Consider the following 19,158-nt stretch of genomic DNA (forward strand, 5'->3'; position numbering starts at 1 on the left):
TGGTGCAGGTGCTTTCGGTCACGCCCGAGATCTTCCCGCTGATCAAGACCGGCGGGCTGGCCGATGTCACCGGCGCGCTGCCGCAAGCGCTCGCCGGGCTCGGCGTCGGCATGCGCAGCCTGGTGCCGGGTTATCCTGTCGTGATGAGCGCGCTGAAGAAGAAGGCGGTTCATCAATACACCGCCCTGCACGGCGGCAAGGCAACGCTGCATACAGCGGAGGTGGCGGGCCTCGACCTGCTGGTGCTCGATGCGCCGCACCTGTTCGACCGGCCGGGTGGTCCCTATGGCGATGCCACCGGCGCCGACTGGCAGGACAATTGGCGACGCTTCGCCGCCTTGGGGCGTGTCGGCGCCGACATCGCCGCCGGCGCGGTCAAGGATTACAAGCCCGATATCGTGCACGCCCATGACTGGCAGTCGGCGATGACGCTTGCCTACATGCGCTACGGTGAGGCGGCACAGGTGCCGTCGGTGATGACGGTTCACAACCTGGCCTTCCAGGGGCAGTTCGGCGTCAACATCTTTGCCGGCCTCGGCCTGCCGCAGCAGGCGATGGCGCTCGACGGCGTCGAATATTATGGCGGCGTCGGCTTCCTCAAGGCTGGCCTGCAGGCGGCCTGGGCGATCACCACCGTCAGCCCGACCTATGCCCAGGAGATCCGGACGCCGGCCTTCGGCATGGGGCTCGACGGGCTGATCAACCTGCGCTCGCCCGATCTCTCCGGCATCGTCAACGGCATCGACGACGACATCTGGAACCCCGAGACGGACAAGCATCTCGCCGCCACCTACACGGCCAAGAGCCTGAAGGGGCGCAAGGCGAACAAGCGGGCGATCGAGGAGCGCATGACGCTCGACCGCGACGACGGCCCGATCTATTGCGTGGTCAGCCGCCTGACCTGGCAGAAGGGCATCGACATTCTGGCGTCGATCATCGATCCGGTGATCGCCTCCGGCGCGCGGCTGGCGATCCTGGGCTCGGGTGACGCGGGTCTGGAAGGCGCATTGCTGGCCGCGGCCGCGCGCCATCGTGGCCGGGTCGGTGTCGTCATCGGCTATGACGAAGGGCTTTCCCATCAGTTGCAGGGCGGTGCCGACGGCATCCTGATCCCGTCGCGCTTCGAGCCCTGTGGCCTGACCCAGCTCTATGGCCTGCGCTACGGCTGCGTGCCGATCGTCGCGCGCACCGGCGGCCTTGCAGACACCGTCATCGACGCCAACGAGGCTGCGGTCACGGCAGGGGTGGCGACAGGCTTTCAGTTTGCGCCGGAAAACGCGGGCGATTTCCACCACGCCATCCTCAGGGCCAACGCGCTTCATGCCGACCCGGCCGCCTGGGCCGCGATCCAGAAGCAGGGAATGAAGTCGGATGTGTCATGGGACCGCAGCGCCCAGAAATATGCCGCACTTTACCGCAAGCTTCTCTCAAAAAGGGATGCCTGAATGATTCGCACCGTATCCACCACGCCTTATGGCGACCAGAAACCCGGCACGTCAGGCCTGCGCAAGAAGGTGCCTGTCTTCCAGCAGCCGAACTATGCCGAGAACTTCATCCAGTCGGTGTTCGACGCGCTCGACGGCTTTGCCGGCAAGACGCTGGTCGTCGGCGGCGACGGCCGCTTCTACAATCGCGAGGTGATCCAGAAGGTCATCGCCATGGCGGTGGCCAACGGCTTTGGCCGCGTGGTGGTCGGGCAGGGGGGCATCCTGTCGACGCCGGCTGCCTCGAACCTGATCCGCAAGCGCAAGGCTTTCGGCGGCATCATCCTGTCGGCCAGCCACAATCCCGGCGGTCCGCACGAGGATTTCGGCATCAAGTACAATGCCGAGAATGGCGGTCCGGCGCCGGAAAAGCTGACCGACGCGATGTATGCGCACAGCAAGGCGATCACGGCCTACAAGATCGCAGATGTCAGCGCGGTCGATCTCGACAAGCTCGGCACCTTCGAGGTTGGCGGCATGAAGGTCGAGGTCGTCGACCCGGTGGCCGACTATGCCGAACTGATGGAGAAGCTGTTCGATTTCGACGCGCTGCGCGCACTGTTCAAGTCCGGCTTCCGCATGCGTTTCGACGCGATGCATGCCGTGACCGGCCCTTATGCGAAGGAAATCCTCGAGCGCCGGCTGGGTGCTGCCGAGGGCACGGCGCGCAACTTCGTGCCGCTGGAAGATTTCGGCGGCCACCACCCGGACCCGAACCTGGTCCACGCCAAGCATCTCTATGACGAGATGATGGGGCCGAACGCGCCGGATTTCGGCGCGGCTTCCGACGGCGACGGCGACCGCAACCTGATCATCGGCCGCGGCATCTTCATCACGCCGTCGGATTCGCTGGCGATGCTGGCCGCCAACGCCCATCTCGCACCGGGCTACAAGTCCGGGCTCAAGGGCATCGCGCGCTCGATGCCGACCAGCGGGGCCGCCGACCGGGTGGCCGAGAAGCTCGGCATCGGCATGTACGAGACGCCGACCGGCTGGAAGTTTTTCGGCAATCTGCTCGACGCCGGCATGGCGACGATTTGCGGCGAGGAGAGTGCCGGCACCGGCTCCGATCATGTCCGCGAGAAGGACGGTCTGTGGGCCGTGCTGCTGTGGCTCAACATCCTGGCCGTGCGCGGCGAGAGTGCCAAGGACATCGCCTCCAAGCATTGGGCGACCTATGGCCGCAACTATTATTCACGCCACGACTACGAGGAGGTCGAGACCGCCCGCGCCAACGCGCTGGTCGACCAACTCAGGGGCAAGCTTGCCTCGCTGGCGGGCACGAGCGTGCAGGGCATGAAGATCGCCAGTGCCGACGACTTTGCCTACCACGATCCGGTCGACGGTTCGGTGAGCAAGAACCAGGGCATCCGCATCCTGTTCGAAGGCGGCTCGCGCGTCGTCTTTAGGCTGTCGGGCACAGGCACCTCGGGCGCCACATTGCGTGTCTACATAGAGCGCTACGAGCCCGACCCTGCACGGCACGGGCTCGACACGCAGGCCGCCCTTGCCGACCTGATCCAGGCTGCCGAGGACATTGCCGGCATCCGCAGTCACATCGGCCGCGACAAGCCGAGCGTTATCACCTGATGCCAGCAGACGGTGCGGCTGCATATCGGCCGCGGTTCGGCGCGACCGTATCCGAAGGCGGCATCCGTTTTGCCGCCTGGTCCGGTGCTGCCGAGCGCATCTGGGTGTCGCTGTTCGATGCGGTCGGCAAGTCCGAGACCGACAGGCTGGAACTCCAGCGCGCGGGCGACGGCGTTTTCGCGCTGTCGGTGGCCGGCTTGCCCGAGGGAACGCGCTACGGCTTCCGCGCCGACGGGCCCTATGCGCCCGACGAAGGCCAGTGGTTCGATCCCGACAAGCTGCTGGTCGATCCCTATGCCGCTCGAATTGACAGGGCCTATCGCCATGACGGGCGGCTGGCGGCGGGAAGAGGCCAGGGCGGCGACACCGCCGACCTGATGCCCAAGGCGGTGGCGGCGAGGCTGCCAGCCGCGTCGACCACCGCACCCGCCTTCACGCCGGGCGGGCTCATCTACGAGGTGCCGGTGCGGGCTTTCTCGACCGCCCATCCGACCATCCCGAAGAAGATTCGCGGTACGATCCGCGCCCTGGCCGAGCCGGTCGTCATCGACCATTTCCTGCGGCTCGGGGTGTCGGCTGTCGAACTCATGCCGGTGACGGCGACGATGGACGAGCGCCACCTGCCGGCGCTGGGGCTCAGCAATTCCTGGGGCTACAATCCCGTCACCTTCATGGCGCTCGATCCCCGCCTGGCACCCGGCGGAATGGACGATCTGCGCGCGACGACGGCAGCGCTCCACGCAGCCGGCATCGGCGTCATCCTCGATCTCGTTTTCAACCATACGGCCGAAAGCGACGAACTCGGGCCGACGCTCTCTCTGCGTGGTCTCGACAATCGCGCCTATTATCGCGCCGCGGTCGACGACCCCGGCCGCTACGCCAACGACACCGGGACCGGCAACACGCTCGCCTGCGACCATCCGGTGGCGCAGGAGATGATCCTCGACAGTCTCAGGCATTTTGTCGTCCATGCCGGCATTGACGGCTTCCGTTTCGATCTCGCGCCCGTACTCGGACGGGTCGGTGGTGAGTTCAGGGCCGATGCACCGCTGCTCCAGGCCATGCGGCAGGACCCGGTCATCGGCGACCGCATTCTCATCGCCGAGCCGTGGGACATTGGCCACAACGGCTATCGCCTTGGTGGCTTCCCGTCTGAATTCCTGGAGTGGAACGATCGTTATCGCGACGACGTCAGGCGCTTCTGGCGCGGCGACCGCGGCATGGTCGGCGCGCTCGCGACACGGCTTGCGGGTTCGTCCGACATCTTCGGCGGCGGTGCGCAGACGCGCACGGTGAATTTCGTCGCCGCCCATGACGGCATGACGCTGGCCGATATCGTGCGCTACGAACGCAAGCACAACGAGGCCAATGGCGAGCACAATCACGACGGCCACAACGAGAACTTCTCGTGGAACAACGGTGTCGAGGGCGAAAGCCGGGATCCCGAGATCGCCGCCGAGCGCAGTCGGGACGTGCGTGCGATGCTGGCCACACTGTTTGCCTCGCGCGGCGCGATCATGCTGACCGCGGGCGACGAGTTCGGCCGCAGCCAGCATGGTAACAACAATGCCTATGCCCAGGACAACGAGCTGACCTGGCTGGACTGGGCTGACCGGGACGTCGCGCTCGAGGATTTCGTCGCCGACCTTTCGAGGCTCCGGCGCGAGATGCCCGCGCTGGCCGAAGTGGAGTTCCTGACCGGCGCGCCCAGGCATGGCTCGGATGTATCCGATGTGGAATGGCTGACGGAAACGGGACGGTCGATGACCGACGCCAACTGGCGCGAGCCCGACCGGCATCGCCTGACCATGCTGCTTGGAAGCGGAACTGCCCTGGCAGGCCGGCTCGCCGTCATGATCAACGGCGCGCGGCGCGACGCCGCCTTTCGGCTGCCGGATCGTCCCGGCTTCCAGTGGCTGCCGGCGGCAAGCGGGACAAGGCCGGTCGACAACCGGTTCGCCGTGCCGGCGCGCAGCGCGATTTTTGCGATCGAACGTCCAGGCGAGTGACGGTCAAGGAGAACTGCGATGGTGCGGAAAACGGCAACGACGCCTGCGGCTGACTGGTGGCGCGGCTGCGTCATCTATCAGGTCTATCCGCGCTCCTTCCAGGACACGACGGGCGACGGCAGTGGCGACCTTGCCGGCATCACCCGGCGCCTGGCGCATATCGCTTCGCTTGGCGTCGACGCCGTCTGGCTTTCCCCGTTCTTCAAGTCGCCCATGGCCGACATGGGCTACGACGTTTCCGACTACTGCGATGTCGATCCCATGTTCGGCACGCTGGCCGACTTCGACGCGTTGATTGCCGAAGCCCATCGCCTGGGGCTGAAGATCATCATCGACCAGGTGCTGTCGCACTCGTCGGACCAGCACCCCTGGTTCGTGGAAAGCCGCGCCAGCCGCGACAACCCCAAGGCCGACTGGTACGTCTGGGCGCCGCCCAAGCCCGACGGAAGCGCCCCGAACAACTGGATATCGATCTTCGGCGGCCCGGGCTGGGAGTGGGATTCGACGCGCAGGCAGTATTACCAGCACAACTTCCTTGCCTCGCAGCCCGACCTCAACTTCCACAATCCCGACGTGCAGGATGCCCTGCTGGAGACGGTGCGATTCTGGCTCGACCGGGGTGTCGATGGCTTTCGGCTGGATACGGTCAATTTCTACGTCCACGACAAATGGCTGCGCGACAACCCGCCCCTGCCGAAGAGCATCGCCGGCGAGAACGAGGAAACCAACCCGTACGAATTCCAGGACCACCTGTTCGACAAGACGCAGCCGGAAAACCTCGCGTTTCTCAAGCGGTTCCGGGCGCTGCTCGACGAGTATGACGGGCGCAGCTCGGTCGGCGAGGTGGGCGACGGCGAGCGCTCGCTGCAGACGGTGGCCGCCTACACCTCCGGCGGCGACAAGCTCGACATGTGCTATACCTTCGACCTGCTGGGGCCGAAATTCTCGGCCGCCCATGTCCGCAAATGCATCGCCGACTTCGAGGCGGCTGTCACCGACGGCTGGATCTGCTGGGCGTTCTCCAACCACGACGTGACCCGCCATGTGACGCGCTGGACGCGGCCGGGCGGCGATCCGGAGGCGGTGGCGAAGTTCTCGATTGCCCTGCTTGCCTGCCTGCGCGGCTCGATCTGCATCTACCAGGGCGAGGAACTTGGCCTGGAGGAGGCGGAACTCGCCTTCGAGGACCTGCGCGACCCCTATGGCATCCGGTTCTGGCCTGGCCAGAAGGGCCGGGACGGCTGCCGCACGCCGATGGTCTGGGAAGCCCAGTCGGAGCAGGGCGGCTTTTCCGACGGCAAGCCATGGCTGCCGATTCCGGCCGGCCATCGCGCCCATGCCGTCGACCGGCAGCAGCGAGACGAGGGCTCGGTCCTGGCCCGCTACCGCGCCGTTCTCGCGGCGCGCAGGGGGCTGCCGGCACTTGTCCACGGTTCGATTTCCTTGCTCGAAGCAGATGGCGACGTGCTCTCTTTCGTGCGCGAGGCAGATGGCGAGCGGCTGCTTTGCGTTTTCAGTTTTGCCAGGGATTCCGCCAATTGGCCGGTTCCTGCACGGCTTTCCGGGTTGCTGCCGCTCGATTTTCCTGGCGCCTCGGGCGAATTCGAACGAGGCAGCATCGTGCTTCCTCCGCTCGGTTATTTCATCGGACGCTTGGTTTGAGCGCGCTCAAGTTGACTTTAGGTGAGGTGCGAGTCGTGTTGAAATAAAAATTTCCCATGGATAGTGTCAGCCACCGCTGGCGGTAGGGAGCTGCCGGCTCGCTCAACGAAACCGGAAAAATCCGGCATTCGGGCGCAACTAGGCGAGGCCTTGTTTTGCGAGGAACAGGCCACTTGGGAGAAACAATCATGCTGAAGAACATGCTGAAAGCGACCGTGTTCGCCACGACGCTTGCCTTGGCTACCGGCGCGATCTCGATGCCGGCCTTTGCAGAGGTGACCTACAATCGCGGCAACTCGGCCGATCCGGAATCGCTGGATCCGCACAAGACGTCCACCGTCTACGAAGCGCACATCCTGCGCGATCTGTTCTTTGGCCTGGTGATGCAGGACCAGGGCGCCAACCTGATCCCCGGTGCGGCCGAAAGCTGGACCGTTTCGGACGATGGCAAAGTCTACACCTTCAAGCTGCGCCAGGGCGCGACCTGGTCGGACGGCAGCCCGGTAACGGCTGAAGACTTCGTCTACTCGTTCCGCCGCCTGGAAGACCCGGCAACCGGCGCCGAGTACGCTTCGATGCTCTACCCCATCGTCAATGCCGAAGAGGTCAATACCGGCAAGGCAAAGCTCGAGGACATGGGCGTGAAGGCTGTCGACGCTTCGACGCTTGAAGTGACGCTGAAGGCTCCGACGCCCTATTTCCTCGAAATGCTCACCCACCAGGCGGCCTACCCGGTCAACAAGGCGGCGATCGAGAAGCTTGGCGCCGACTGGATCAAGCCGGGCAACCTGGTTTCCAATGGTGCGTTCACGCTGGCCGAATTCGTGCCCAACGATCACATCAAGCTGGTCAAGAACCCGAAGTTCTATGACGCGGCGAACGTCAAGGTCGACGTCGTCAATTACATCCCGACCGAAGACCGCTCGACCGCCATCAAGCGTTTCGAGGCTGGCGAACTGGACAGCAACGACGACATCCCGACCGAGCAGATGGCGGACTTGAAGGCCAAGTTCGGCGAGCAGCTGCGCGTCGGTGCTCAGCTTGGCACCTACTACTACGCGATGAAGTGGGACAAGGAGCCGTGGACCAACCTGCAGCTTCGCAAGGCTATTTCGATGGCGATCGACCGTGACTTCATCGCCGAGAAGGTCTGGCAGAATTCGATGCTGCCGAGCTACACGATGGTGCCTCCGGGCATCGAAGGCTACACGCCCATCGCTGCCGATTATGCCGAGAAAACCCAGATCGACCGCGAAGACGAGGCCGCCAAGATCCTGAAGGAACTGGGTTATGGTCCCGACAAGCCGCTGAAGATGGAGATCCGCTACAACACGTCGGAGAACCACAAGAACACGGCCGTCGCCATCCAGGAGCAGCTCAAGCCGCTCGGCGTCGAGGTTTCGCTGGTCAACACCGACACCAAGACCCACTACGGGTTCCTTGAGCAGAAGGGCGACTTCGATACGGCCCGCGTCGGCTGGATCGCCGACTACAAGGACCCGGAGACCTTCCTCGGCGTCGCGCGCAAGGCGAGCGGCAACAACTACTCGGTCTACAACAATCCGAAGTTCGAGGAAGCCATGGACAAGGCTGCTGCCGCTGGCGGCAAGCCGGAAGAGCGCATGAAGGACATGCAGGAAGCCGAGCGCATCGTCCTCGAGGACACGGGCTTCATTCCGATCCTTTACTACAGCTACAAGAACCTCGTTTCGTCCAAGCTCAAGGGCTTCGATGAAAACGTCATGGACGTTCACCCGACCCGCTTCATCAGCAAAGTCGAGTAACTCTGATCGTGTCGCCGCTCCCACCTGGGAGCGGCGACCCTAGCTGGAATGTTTCTGGCTGGCGTAACGGAGTACGGCGCCCATGTTTGTATATGTGATACGGCGGCTTCTGACCGCCATTCCCACCCTTTTCGTCATCGTGACGCTGGCATTCTTCCTGATCCGCATCGCCCCAGGCGGGCCATTCAATCAGGAGCGAGGACTGAGCCCGGAGATCAAGGCCAACCTCGAAGCGCAGTTCGGCCTGGGCGACCCCCTCTGGCTCCAGTACGTCAACTACCTCAAGAACCTTCTGCACGGCAATTTCGGGCCGAGCTACAATCTCCCCGATTTCACCGTCACCGAGCTCTTTGCCAAGGGGCTGCCGATCTCTATCCAGCTTGGCTTCTCGGCGCTCGCGCTCGCCCTTTTCATCGGCGGAATCCTTGGGATCGTAGCCGCGCTCAACCAGAACAAGGCCGGGGACTATTCGGTGATCGCGCTGGCTACCGCCGGAAGCACGATCCCGACCTTCGTCATCGCACCTGTGATCCAGCTCCTGTTCGGCCTGACCTGGAAGCTGCTGCCAATCGGCGGCTGGGGCGACGGCGCCCTGATCAACAAGATCGGCCCGATTCTAACCCTGTCGCTGCCGCAGATCGCCATCGTGGCGCGCCTTATGCGCGGCTCGATGATCGAGTCGCTACGGTCCAACCACATCCGCACTGCGAGGGCCCTCGGGCTTTCCGACTGGTCGGTCGTCGTCAAGCATGCACTCAGGGGCGCCGTGCTGCCCATCGTGTCCTATGCGGGACCGGCAGCGGCGGCGCTGCTGACCGGCTCGATCATCGTCGAGACCATCTTCGCCATTCCCGGCGTCGGCCGGTACTTCGTCGATGCCGCGCTCAACCGCGACTACACGCTGGTGATGGGCACGGTGGTGGTGATCGCGCTGTTCACGATCGCCTTCAACCTGATCGTCGACATCCTCTACGCCTTCTTCGATCCGAGGGTGCGCTATGACTGACACTGCCATCACCGCGCCCGTCGTCGGGCGCTCGCTCTGGGGCGATGCCTGGGCTCGCCTCAAGGCCAATAAGGCTGCCATGTTCAGCCTGTTCTACCTGATTGCGATGAGCGTGGTCTGTATTGTCGGCCCGTACTTCGTGCCGCACCAGTACACCACCATCTATGCCGACTATGTCAGGACCCCGCCGAGCTTCTCGGCCTATCCAAAGCCGGAAATGATCGAGACCGCCATGAACGACGCCGTCCGCCGCATGCGGGTCGACGTCAAGGAGTGGCGCCAGGAAGACGAACGCGTATTCATCACGGTGACGTCGGCGAAGCCGTTGGACGCGCGCAACATCCGCTATCTCGACCGTTCCGACACATTCGACAATGCCAAGCTCGAGAGCACATCCGCCGACGGTCTGTCGGCCGTCATGAGCGCCACGATCAAGCAGCAATATTTCTTCTTCGGCACCGACAACACCGGACGCGACCTGCTGTCGCGAACGCTGATGGCCGGCCGCATCTCGCTGGCGATCGGACTCCTGGCCGGCGTTGTCGCGGTGGTCATCGGTGTCGTCTATGGCGCCACCGCAGGCTTCATGGGCGGCAAGACCGACGAGGTGATGATGCGCATCGTCGATGTGCTGTACTCGCTTCCTTTCATCTTCTTCGTCATCATGCTGGTCGTCTTCTTCGGGCGAAATTTCGTGCTGATGTTCTTGGCCGTGGGAGCGGTGCTGTGGCTCGACATGGCGCGCATCGTGCGTGGCCAGGCACTGTCGATCCGAAGACAGGAATACGTCCAGGCGGCGGAAGCGCTCGGGGTGAGGTCGCGCGGCATCGTTCAGCGACACGTCATTCCAAACCTGCTCGGCCCGGTGGTCATCTACATGACGCTGCTGGTGCCGCAGGTCATCATCCTGGAGAGCTTCCTGTCGTTCCTGGGGCTCGGCGTCCAGGAGCCGATGACCAGTTGGGGCGTGCTCATTTCCGCCGGGGCAAAGAACATCGGCACCGCCAATTGGCTGCTGCTGTTTCCTGCCTTCTTCCTGGTCTCGACGCTGTTCGCGCTGAATTTCATCGGCGACGGACTGCGCGACGCTCTCGATCCGAAGGACAGGTGAGATGGCTGGCGAAACGATCCTTTCGGTCAAGGACCTGCGCGTCCGCTTCCGCACGCTCGACGGCGCCGTCGAGGCGGTGAAGGGCATCAACCTTCACGTCGATGCCGGCGAGACGGTGGCGGTGGTCGGCGAGTCCGGCTCCGGCAAGAGCCAGACGATGATGGCGGCGATGAGCCTGCTGGCGTCCAACGGCGAGGCCACGGGCGCGGTCGACTATCGCGGCAAGAACCTGCTGACGCTCGGCAAGTCGGAACTCAACAAGGTCCGCGGCCGCAAGATCAGCATGATCTTCCAGGAGCCGATGACTTCGCTCGATCCACTCTACACGATCGGCAACCAGCTGATGGAACCGATACGGCGGCATCGCGGGCTCGATGCCAAGGCGGCGCGCGCCGAAGCGCTCAGGCTGCTCGAACTGGTCAAGATTCCCGACCCCGAGCGCCGCCTGAAGTCTTATCCGCACGAAATGTCGGGCGGCCAGCGACAGCGCGTGATGATCGCCATGGCGCTCGCCAACGATCCGGACATCCTGATCGCCGACGAGCCGACGACGGCTCTCGACGTGACGATCCAGGCGCAGATCCTGATGCTGCTTGCGGAACTGCAGCGCAAGCTCGGCATGGCGATCGTCTTCATCACCCACGATCTCGGCATCGTCAGGCGCTTTGCCGACCGGGTCTATGTGATGCGCTCCGGCGAGGTGGTGGAGGAGGGCAAGGCCGACGAGTTGTTTGCCAATCCGCAGCACGACTACACCAAGATGCTGCTGGCCGCGGAACCGACCGGACGCAAGGCCGCACCGCCAGACAACGCACCGATCCTGCTCGACGGGCGCAACGTCGAGGTCGAGTTCAAGATCGGCGGTGGTTTTCTCGCTGGTCCGCCTATGCTGCTCAAGGCAGTCGACCACATTTCGGTAGCGCTCAAGCGCGGCCAGACGATCGGCATCGTCGGCGAGTCGGGATCGGGCAAGTCGACGCTCGGACGGGCGCTGCTCAGGCTGCTGCCAAGCGAGGGGTCGATCCGCTTCGGTGGCCAGGACCTGTCGAAGGCCGACAAGTCGGAAATGCGTCCGTTGCGGCGCGAACTGCAACTGGTCTTCCAGGATCCGTTCGGCTCGCTGTCTCCGCGCATGACGGTCGGGCAGATCATCACTGAGGGCCTTCTCGTCCACGAACCGTCGCTGTCGGGCAAGGAGCGTGATGCCCGTGCCGTCGAAGCCTTGCGCGAGGTCGGCCTCGATCCGGCTGCGCGCAACCGCTATCCGCACGAATTCTCCGGCGGCCAGCGCCAGCGTATCGCGATTGCCCGGGCGATGATCCTGAAGCCCAAGGTCGTCGTTCTCGACGAGCCGACGTCGGCGCTCGACCGGTCGGTGCAGAAGCAGATCGTCGAGCTGCTGCGCAAGCTGCAGGCCGACCACGACCTGTCCTATCTGTTCATCAGCCACGATTTGGCCGTGGTGCGGGCGATGTCGGACTACATCATCGTCATGAAGCAGGGAAAGATCGTCGAGGAGGGGCCGACCGAGGCGATCTTCGGCGATCCGCGCGAGACCTATACCAAGACGCTGATGGCTGCGGCGATCGACGAGACCAAGTTCCGGCAATCGGCCTGAACGAACGCGCCTGCGGGGTTGTCCCCGCAGGCGTTTGCTCCTCTGGCTACAGAACCAGAACCGAGCGGCCGCAGGACACGCCGTGGACGCGGATGTCGGCCTCGCCGACCTTGACGCCCAGCAGCGCAAGGACGTTGAAAACCAGGCCGTCGACCGGGGCCGTGACGCCCGACAACAGGTTTGCGACGGCGTTCTTGACCGCGGCCTCGGAGGGCAAGAGGATACCGATCCCCAGGCCCAGCAATCTTACGTCGGCACTGAGCGTCAGGTTCTTGATCAGCGAACTGGTCAGCGACTGCGTGAGGTTGCTGGAAGACACCGACTTGATGGTGCGGTCGTCGATGTCGTTCTTGTTGAAGGCGAGCGTCTTGGGCGTGGTGTTGCCGATGTCGACATTCGCGCTGCCGTTGACCTCGACCTTGATCAGGCCGACGGCATTGACGTTGACCAACTCCGCGGGCTGGACCGTCGGTTCCTTGGTGAAGACACGGAGATCGGCCGGATTGACCTGGCCCAGCCAGACCTCGGCGATGCCGGGCTTGGCGGCCACGTTGACGATTGCGCTGGCCGGCTTTCCAGTCGGGCAGGAGACGCTCTTGAGCTGGCCCTCGGCATAGGCCAATTCGACATAGACGGGCAACTTGATGGAGGCGCCAAGCACGCCGCCGAGCAATCCGCCGGCGCCGCCGACCGTCGCTTCGATCTGCAGGCGCGTCTGGGCGGTGCGGACGATCTTGCCTGCCTCGCCGATCGCAAACCAGGTGCCGCCTTGCGGCGGCTCGCCGATTGCCAGGTCCAGCTTGACCGACAGCAGACCGGGGACGCCGGCACCGATGTTGGCCGCCACCTGGTCCTTGCCGTTGGCGATTGCCGCGGCAGCGCCGATCAGTTCCATCAGGCCGACCTTGGCGTCGAATGCCGACGCGCCGTGGCCCAGGGCCAGCTTGCCGACCTGACCCAGGTCGATGAAGTGCGACAACGGCACTTTCAGCGTCACGGGCAGCTTGGCGCCGAGCAGCTTGGCAAGGGCCACGTCGGCATCCTTGTCCTTGGTCGTGGCCGCCAGCGCCGACACGATCTGGCCGACGGTGGCTTCGGCTTTCAGCACGTCATTGTAGGTGCCGGCGCTGACCTTGATTTCGGTCGCCAGGGCATCGACGAACTGCAGGGCGTTCACGTCCGTCGCCAGCAGGGCGTTGTAGTCCATCGCCGCCAGGGACAGGTTGGTTCCCAAAAGTCCGCCCAGAAGCGGATTGAGCAGGGCGCTTTGCTGCGTGTTGACGCTGGCAAGGCGAGAGCCGATGGAAAATGCCGCTTCCGCGGGCGCGCTGGCGACCGCCGAGGTGACGATGTTGCGTTGGCCGGTGACAAGATTGGCGAAGTAGGTGGTCCCGTCCTTGCGGTAGGTGACGCGCACCGCATTGTAGGGCGTCGCATCGACGACGAACCGCTTGTCTGCCTCGACCAGCGCGTCGGGCGTGTAGCGGCCCTTCTCGACCCGGACTTCCCTATAGCCGACCGCCGCCGGCTGGACGTCGAAAGAACCGGACAGGGACACGCCGCCCTGGCCGTTGTTGGCGAAAACCTTGAGCACCGCAGCATCGGCCTTGGCGATGTTGGCCGCGGCGTAGATCGCGGCCAGGTCGGTGATCGATTGCGCTTCGCGGCGTTCGACGTAGAGCGCGCCTTCGTCGACGGCAAATGCCGCCGCCGCAATGCCGATCGGCAGGCTCAGGGCGAACATCGTCGCAAAGTTGCCCCTGGTCGAACGTCGGAAGCTGTGAAGCTTCTGCATGATGCTCGTGCGCATTCAGATGCCCCCCACCCGAATTGTCGAAGAACGAGAGATGGTCTTTTCCGGTAGCGGCAGCATCGGCAGCAGGTTCCAGATCGGAAGCTGGCTGGCGTCGTACCGCAGCGAAACGACGAACTGCTCGCTGTCCTTGTCGCTGTCCTTGACCTCGACGACGAGCTTTTTCCTGTCGATGAAGACGTAACCGTCCGCGTTGAGATCGATGTAGCGTTGCGCAAGTGTCTTGCGCTCGTTCTCGTCAAGACCCGCAATTGCGGTGCGGGCTGCGTCGGCTGCCATCTGCTGGACGGAATGCAGTGCGCCGAAATAGATGCCGTAGGCGATCATCCCGAATACCAAGAGGATGAAGACTGGGGCGACGATTGCAAATTCGATTGCCGAAGTGCCGGATTGGTCTCGAATGATGGTCTGCCGATCAGGTGGCCGGGTGCGGGACAGCGACTTGTCCTGCCTGGCCTTCAGGCCGATCCGTTCGGTAAAGGGCTTGGAACCGTCTGCTCCCACTTTGCCGCGCAGGCGAGACGTGCGCCACAAACACCGCTTCGTGCGTCTTTGCGAGGCCTGAATGTCACGAGAACATTGTTTGTATGCAAAGTAATTATGATATTCCATATGCCACCTGTTTGGCGATAGCCAAGATCTATTCACATCACCCTGTGGAGACGCTCAAGATCAGCAGCAGATTGCACATAGAAGATTATTGATTTGCTAATGTGATGACTGATGGTAGCTGATGCTCAAGAAAGACTGTATCATATCCCAACAATCCATATAAATTCTTCTACAATCATTGCGTGAATTGAGTTGTGCTATTGGGTTGTGTGGGAAGGTTTCAAGAAGACGCGCCTGATTGGCCAAACAACGGATTGCCTGCAACGGCGGCATCTGTATCGATGCAGGCAGGACATGGTGGCTTGCTTGTGGCGAGTGGCAGGCGAAAGCGACGGGCGGCGCCCAGTTGTGGCGCGCATGCGCCGGCGGGTGTACCGCCAAGGCTTTGCAGATCGTGATGTCGGGATTTTTTTCTGGTCGGAGTGGCAGGATTTGAACCTGCGACCCCATCGTCCCGAACGATGTGCGCTACCAGGCTGCGCTACACTCCGTGACCAGTCGGCGGGCTTATAGCCGCCACTTCCGCTTCCTGCAAGCGGCAAAGGATTGGCTGGCGTAATTTTTCGCAAGTGAGTTATCTTATTGAGCTTTTTCGGCTTTGTTCCTGTGCTGCGGCTGAGGACACCGCTCCGAACTTGCGATAGACCGTTCGAAAGCCATCGGTTCGCCATCTTGCGAATGCCCGGAGTGACGTTGTGAACATTAAGCCAGTCGGGCATCTCTCGCCCAATACGTTCGAATTCGAGACGCGCGCACTGGTAAAGCCTACCGGTTTTCGCGAATACGACGCGCGCTGGTGGTTTGGCCATCCGAGTTCGGACAAGGAGCCGGAGCTGAACCTGATCGGCGTGCAGGCGCTCGGCATGGGCATCGGCACGTTGATTCGCCGTCTCGGCGCCGGCCCCGATATCGTCACCGGCCACGATTTCCGCTCCTATTCGCTGTCCATCAAGCTGGCTTTGGTCTCGGGCATGTTGGCCGCTGGGGCACGCGTCAAGGACATCGGGTTGGCACTGTCGCCGATGGCCTATTTCGCCCAGTTCGCGCTCGACACGCCGTCGGTCGCCATGGTGACGGCCTCGCACAATGAAAACGGCTGGACCGGCGTGAAGATGGGCGCGCAGCGGCCGCTGACCTTCGGGCCCGATGAGATGTCGGCGCTGAAGGAGATCGTGCTCAATGGCGACTTCGATCTGATCGGCGGCGGCTCCTACGAATTCGTGCCGGATTTCCGCAAGACCTATCTCGACGATCTGGTGGCGGAAAAGCGCATTGCCCGAAAGCTGCGCGTCGTTGCAGCCTGTGGCAACGGCACGGCGGGAGCCTTTGCGCCGGAAGCACTGGAGCGCATCGGCTGCGAGGTCATCCCGCTCGACGTCGAGCTCGACCACTCGTTCCCGCGCTACAACCCCAACCCCGAGGACATGCAGATGTTGCATGCCATCCGGGACAAGGTGCTGGAAACCGGCGCCGATGTCGGGCTCGGCTTCGACGGCGACGGCGACCGCTGCGGCGTGGTGGATAATGAAGGCAACGAGATCTTCGCCGACAAGGTGGGCGTCATGCTCGCGCGCGACATCTCCGCGCTCTACCCGGACTCGACCTTCGTCGTCGACGTGAAGTCGACGGGCCTGTTCAATACCGACAAGGTGTTGGCCGCCAACGGTGCGAAGACCGATTACTGGAAGACCGGCCACTCCTATCTCAAGCGGCGGGTGGCCGAACTCGGGGCCATTGCCGGCTTCGAGAAGTCGGGCCACTTCTTCTTCAACCCGCCGATCGGCCGGGGTTATGACGATGGCATCGTTACGGCCATCGCCGTCTGCCAGATGCTGGACCGCAGTCCTGGCAAGTCGATGGCCGACCTCTACCGCGACCTGCCGCTGACCTATGGCACGCCGACCATGTCGCCGCATTGCGACGACGAGCTGAAATATGGCGTCGTCGACAAGGTGGTTGCCGACTTTGAGGCGATGAAACGCAATGGCGAGGTCTTCGCCGGCCAGAAGATCGTCGATCTGGTGACCGTCAATGGCGTGCGTGTCGTTGCCGAGGACGGCACCTGGGGTCTGGTGCGCGCTTCCTCCAACAAGCCCGAACTGGTCGTGGTGGTCGAAAGCCCGGTATCTTCCGAGCGCCGGCGCGAGATGTTCGAGGCGGTTGACGAAGTGTTGAGGCGCAATCCGTCCGTTGGCGCTTATAACCAGACCTTCTGAGGGGCATGGGCATGGCCGAGAGGATCGTCAGTTTTGTCATGAGCGGCGGCGTGGGCTCGCGGCTCTGGCCGCTGTCGCGCGAGGACAACCCCAAGCAGTTCCACGATCTGTCGGGCGACGGCTCGATGCTGGTCAAGACGCTGAAGCGGCTGGCGGCACGCGACGAGGGCGAAACACCGATCTACCTAATCGCGTCGGAGCGCCATGCCGAACGCGTGCGCGCCGATCTGGCCACGATCGATCTCGCAGGCGGCGGCGCGATCTTCGAGCCGACCGGCCGCAACACGGCCGCGGCTGTGGCGATCGCCGCACTGCAGACGATCAAGGCCTATGGCGACGGCATCGTGCTGGTGGTGCCGTCGGATCACGAGATTTCGACGCAGCGCCAGTTCTGGGAAACCGTCGAATGCGGCGTGCCCGCGGCCGAGGCCGACCGCATGGTGGTGTTCGGCATCCGCCCAACCGCGCCTGAGACGGGTTACGGCTATATCGAGGCCGGGGCCGAGACTGGCGGCATTTCCGATGTGACGCGCTTTGTCGAGAAGCCGGATCTCAAGACGGCTGAGGGCTATCTCGCCGCCGGCAATTTCTTCTGGAACGCCGGCATCTTCCTGTTCAAGGCAAGCGCCATGCGCGACGCCTTCATGAAGCACCAGCCGGAAATCTGGCAGAAGGCAGAGTCTGCATTCAAGGTGGCTACCAGGGACCTCTCGGGCGTCTACATGCCCCTGGAGCTCTACCAGGCCATTCCGTCCAATTCGATCGACTATGCCATCATGGAGCGTGTCGACGGCATTGCCATGCTTCCAGCGAGTTTCCGCTGGAACGACCTGGGTTCGTGGCAGTCGCTGCTCGACGTCAGCCATTCCGACAAGGATGGCAACGTCATCGTCGGCGACGTCGTCGCCATCGACTGCGAGAACTCCTACCTGCGTGGCGAGGGGCGGCTGCTGTCCGCCATCGGCCTCAAGGACGTCGCCATCGTCTCGACCTCGGACGCGACGTTCGTGGCGCCGGTCAGCCACAGCCAGAACGTCAAGAAGATCGTCGAGCAGCTCGAAAAGAGCGGGCGTCTGGAGACCAAGTTCACGCCGGCGCATGGCCGTGTTCTCGCCAATGGCGCCTGGCGCCGGCGGGTGCAGCACTGGTTGATGGAAGAGACATTGCCGCTGTGGTCCACGGCAGGTGTGGACGAGCAGTTCGGCGGTTTCCACGAGGCGCTGGGATTCGATGCGCGGCCGCTCGCCAAACCCAAGCGCATGCGCACCATGGCGCGCCAGGTCTATGCCTTTGCGGTTGCCAAGCAGCGCGGCTGGGACGGCAATGCCGACCGGCTGATCGAGCACGGCATCCGTTTCATGGCCGACAAGGGCCGCACCGATCGTGGCGGCTGGGTCCGGGCGCTGAACCCGGATGGCAGCGTCGTCGACCCGGTCGAGGATGCCTACGACCACGCCTGCGTGCTGTTGGCGCTGGCGCATGCGCATCGCGTCGGCAATGGCGAAGCGCTGGGCCTTGCCGAAGAGACCTTCGCCTTCCTCGACAAGCATCTCGAGGACGAGCGCATGACCGGCTTCATGGAAAGCCCCGGTGTCGAGGGCGTGCGGCGGTCCAATCCGCACATGCACCTCCTGGAGGCGTTTCTGGCCTGGCACGCGGTGACGGGCGACCGGACCTACCTGCGCCGTGCCGCCCGCATCATCGACCTGTTCCGCAGTCATTTCTTCGAGGTTGACAGCTGGACGCTGGGCGAATTCTTCGACCGCGACTGGCATCCAGCGCCCGACGATAAAGGGCAATGGACCGAGCCGGGACATCATTTCGAGTGGGCGTCGTTGCTGGTCGACTTCGCCGACAAGAGCGGCCAGAAGGACCTCGTTGCCTTCGGGCGCAAGCTCTATGCCTCGGCGGTGGCCAACGGGCTCAACCGTGCAACGGGGCTGGCCTACGGTGCCGTCTCGCGGCACGGCCTGCCACTCGACCGCATCTCGCGCAGCTGGCCGCAGACAGAAGCCGTCAAGGCAGCTGTCGCGCTCGACGGAACTGGCGGTCCGGACCTCAAGCCGGAGATCGAGGCGCGTGTCGGGCGGCTGTTCCGCTGGCACATCGACCCCGCGCCGGAGGGCTTGTGGATCGACCAGATCGACGAGCGCGGTCGCTCGCTGGCCAAGGAAGTGCCGGCCAGCATCTTCTACCATCTTGTGACCGCGCTGACCCAGTATCTCGACAAGACTGAGGACGTCGCGCACTAAC

Annotated in this window: 12 protein-coding genes and 1 tRNA gene; 10 read left to right on the forward strand and 3 right to left on the reverse strand. The window is 63.7% G+C overall.

Features of this window, described 5'->3' with window-relative positions; all coding sequences use genetic code 11:
* Positions 1-2: 2 nt before the first annotated feature.
* The 8 genes from glgA to ASC75_RS18060 all read left to right on the forward strand — a co-directional run bounded on the left by glgA (position 3) and on the right by ASC75_RS18060 (position 12,264).
* Positions 3-1,445: a glycogen synthase GlgA gene (gene glgA, locus ASC75_RS18025; RefSeq protein WP_055978351.1), complete on the forward strand. Its 1,443-nt coding sequence runs from the start codon at positions 3-5 to the stop codon at positions 1,443-1,445.
* Entirely contained in the window at positions 1,446-3,074 is a 1,629-nt protein-coding gene (locus ASC75_RS18030) for an alpha-D-glucose phosphate-specific phosphoglucomutase (RefSeq protein ID WP_055978352.1), read from the forward strand. It begins immediately after the preceding gene.
* Positions 3,074-5,083 (forward strand): glycogen debranching protein GlgX, encoded by a 2,010-nt coding sequence (glgX, locus tag ASC75_RS18035; RefSeq protein ID WP_055978353.1) that lies wholly within the window; start codon positions 3,074-3,076, stop codon positions 5,081-5,083. Before ASC75_RS18030 ends, glgX begins: the two co-directional genes overlap by 1 nt.
* Before the next feature lie 18 nt (positions 5,084-5,101).
* Positions 5,102-6,745 carry an alpha-glucosidase family protein gene (locus ASC75_RS18040; protein ID WP_055978354.1) on the forward strand — a complete coding sequence of 548 codons (1,644 nt, stop codon included), beginning with the start codon at positions 5,102-5,104 and terminating at the stop codon, positions 6,743-6,745.
* Positions 6,746-6,933: 188 nt separating this feature from the next.
* Positions 6,934-8,529, forward strand: a complete 1,596-nt coding sequence (locus tag ASC75_RS18045) for a peptide ABC transporter substrate-binding protein (protein WP_055978355.1) — start codon at positions 6,934-6,936, stop codon at positions 8,527-8,529.
* An 82-nt stretch (positions 8,530-8,611) separates the two neighbouring features.
* Positions 8,612-9,535, forward strand: coding sequence for an ABC transporter permease subunit (locus ASC75_RS18050; protein WP_055978356.1), 924 nt, complete (start codon positions 8,612-8,614; stop codon positions 9,533-9,535).
* The gene (locus ASC75_RS18055; RefSeq protein WP_055978357.1) at positions 9,528-10,646 is read left to right on the forward strand and encodes an ABC transporter permease subunit; all 1,119 of its coding nucleotides are present in this window, start codon (positions 9,528-9,530) and stop codon (positions 10,644-10,646) included. The genes ASC75_RS18050 and ASC75_RS18055 overlap by 8 nt, the downstream gene beginning before the upstream one ends.
* A 1-nt stretch (position 10,647) precedes the next feature.
* Entirely contained in the window at positions 10,648-12,264 is a 1,617-nt protein-coding gene (locus ASC75_RS18060; protein WP_055978358.1) for an ABC transporter ATP-binding protein, read from the forward strand.
* Positions 12,265-12,310: 46 nt separating this feature from the next.
* On the opposite strand, the gene ASC75_RS18065 is transcribed toward ASC75_RS18060, so the two are convergent.
* The 3 genes from ASC75_RS18065 to ASC75_RS18075 all read right to left on the reverse strand — a co-directional run bounded on the left by ASC75_RS18065 (position 12,311) and on the right by ASC75_RS18075 (position 15,180).
* On the reverse strand, positions 12,311-14,074 hold the full coding sequence (locus ASC75_RS18065; protein ID WP_055978359.1) for a pilus assembly protein TadG-related protein: 1,764 nt from the start codon (positions 14,072-14,074) through the stop codon (positions 12,311-12,313).
* The gene (locus tag ASC75_RS18070) at positions 14,075-14,611 is read right to left on the reverse strand and encodes a TadE/TadG family type IV pilus assembly protein (RefSeq protein ID WP_348271297.1); all 537 of its coding nucleotides are present in this window, start codon (positions 14,609-14,611) and stop codon (positions 14,075-14,077) included.
* Positions 14,612-15,103: 492 nt separating this feature from the next.
* Positions 15,104-15,180: transfer RNA gene (locus ASC75_RS18075), tRNA-Pro, on the reverse strand.
* Between the two features lie 204 nt (positions 15,181-15,384).
* Here ASC75_RS18075 and ASC75_RS18080 point away from each other — a divergent pair.
* Positions 15,385-16,905, forward strand: a complete 1,521-nt coding sequence (locus tag ASC75_RS18080; protein WP_055978360.1) for a phosphomannomutase/phosphoglucomutase — start codon at positions 15,385-15,387, stop codon at positions 16,903-16,905.
* A gap of 11 nt (positions 16,906-16,916) precedes the next feature.
* The gene (locus ASC75_RS18085) at positions 16,917-19,157 is read left to right on the forward strand and encodes a mannose-1-phosphate guanylyltransferase/mannose-6-phosphate isomerase (RefSeq protein ID WP_055978459.1); all 2,241 of its coding nucleotides are present in this window, start codon (positions 16,917-16,919) and stop codon (positions 19,155-19,157) included.
* Position 19,158 lies beyond the last annotated feature (1 nt).

Source organism: Aminobacter sp. DSM 101952, assembly GCF_001424795.1.
GTDB lineage: Bacteria > Pseudomonadota > Alphaproteobacteria > Rhizobiales > Rhizobiaceae > Aminobacter > Aminobacter aganoensis.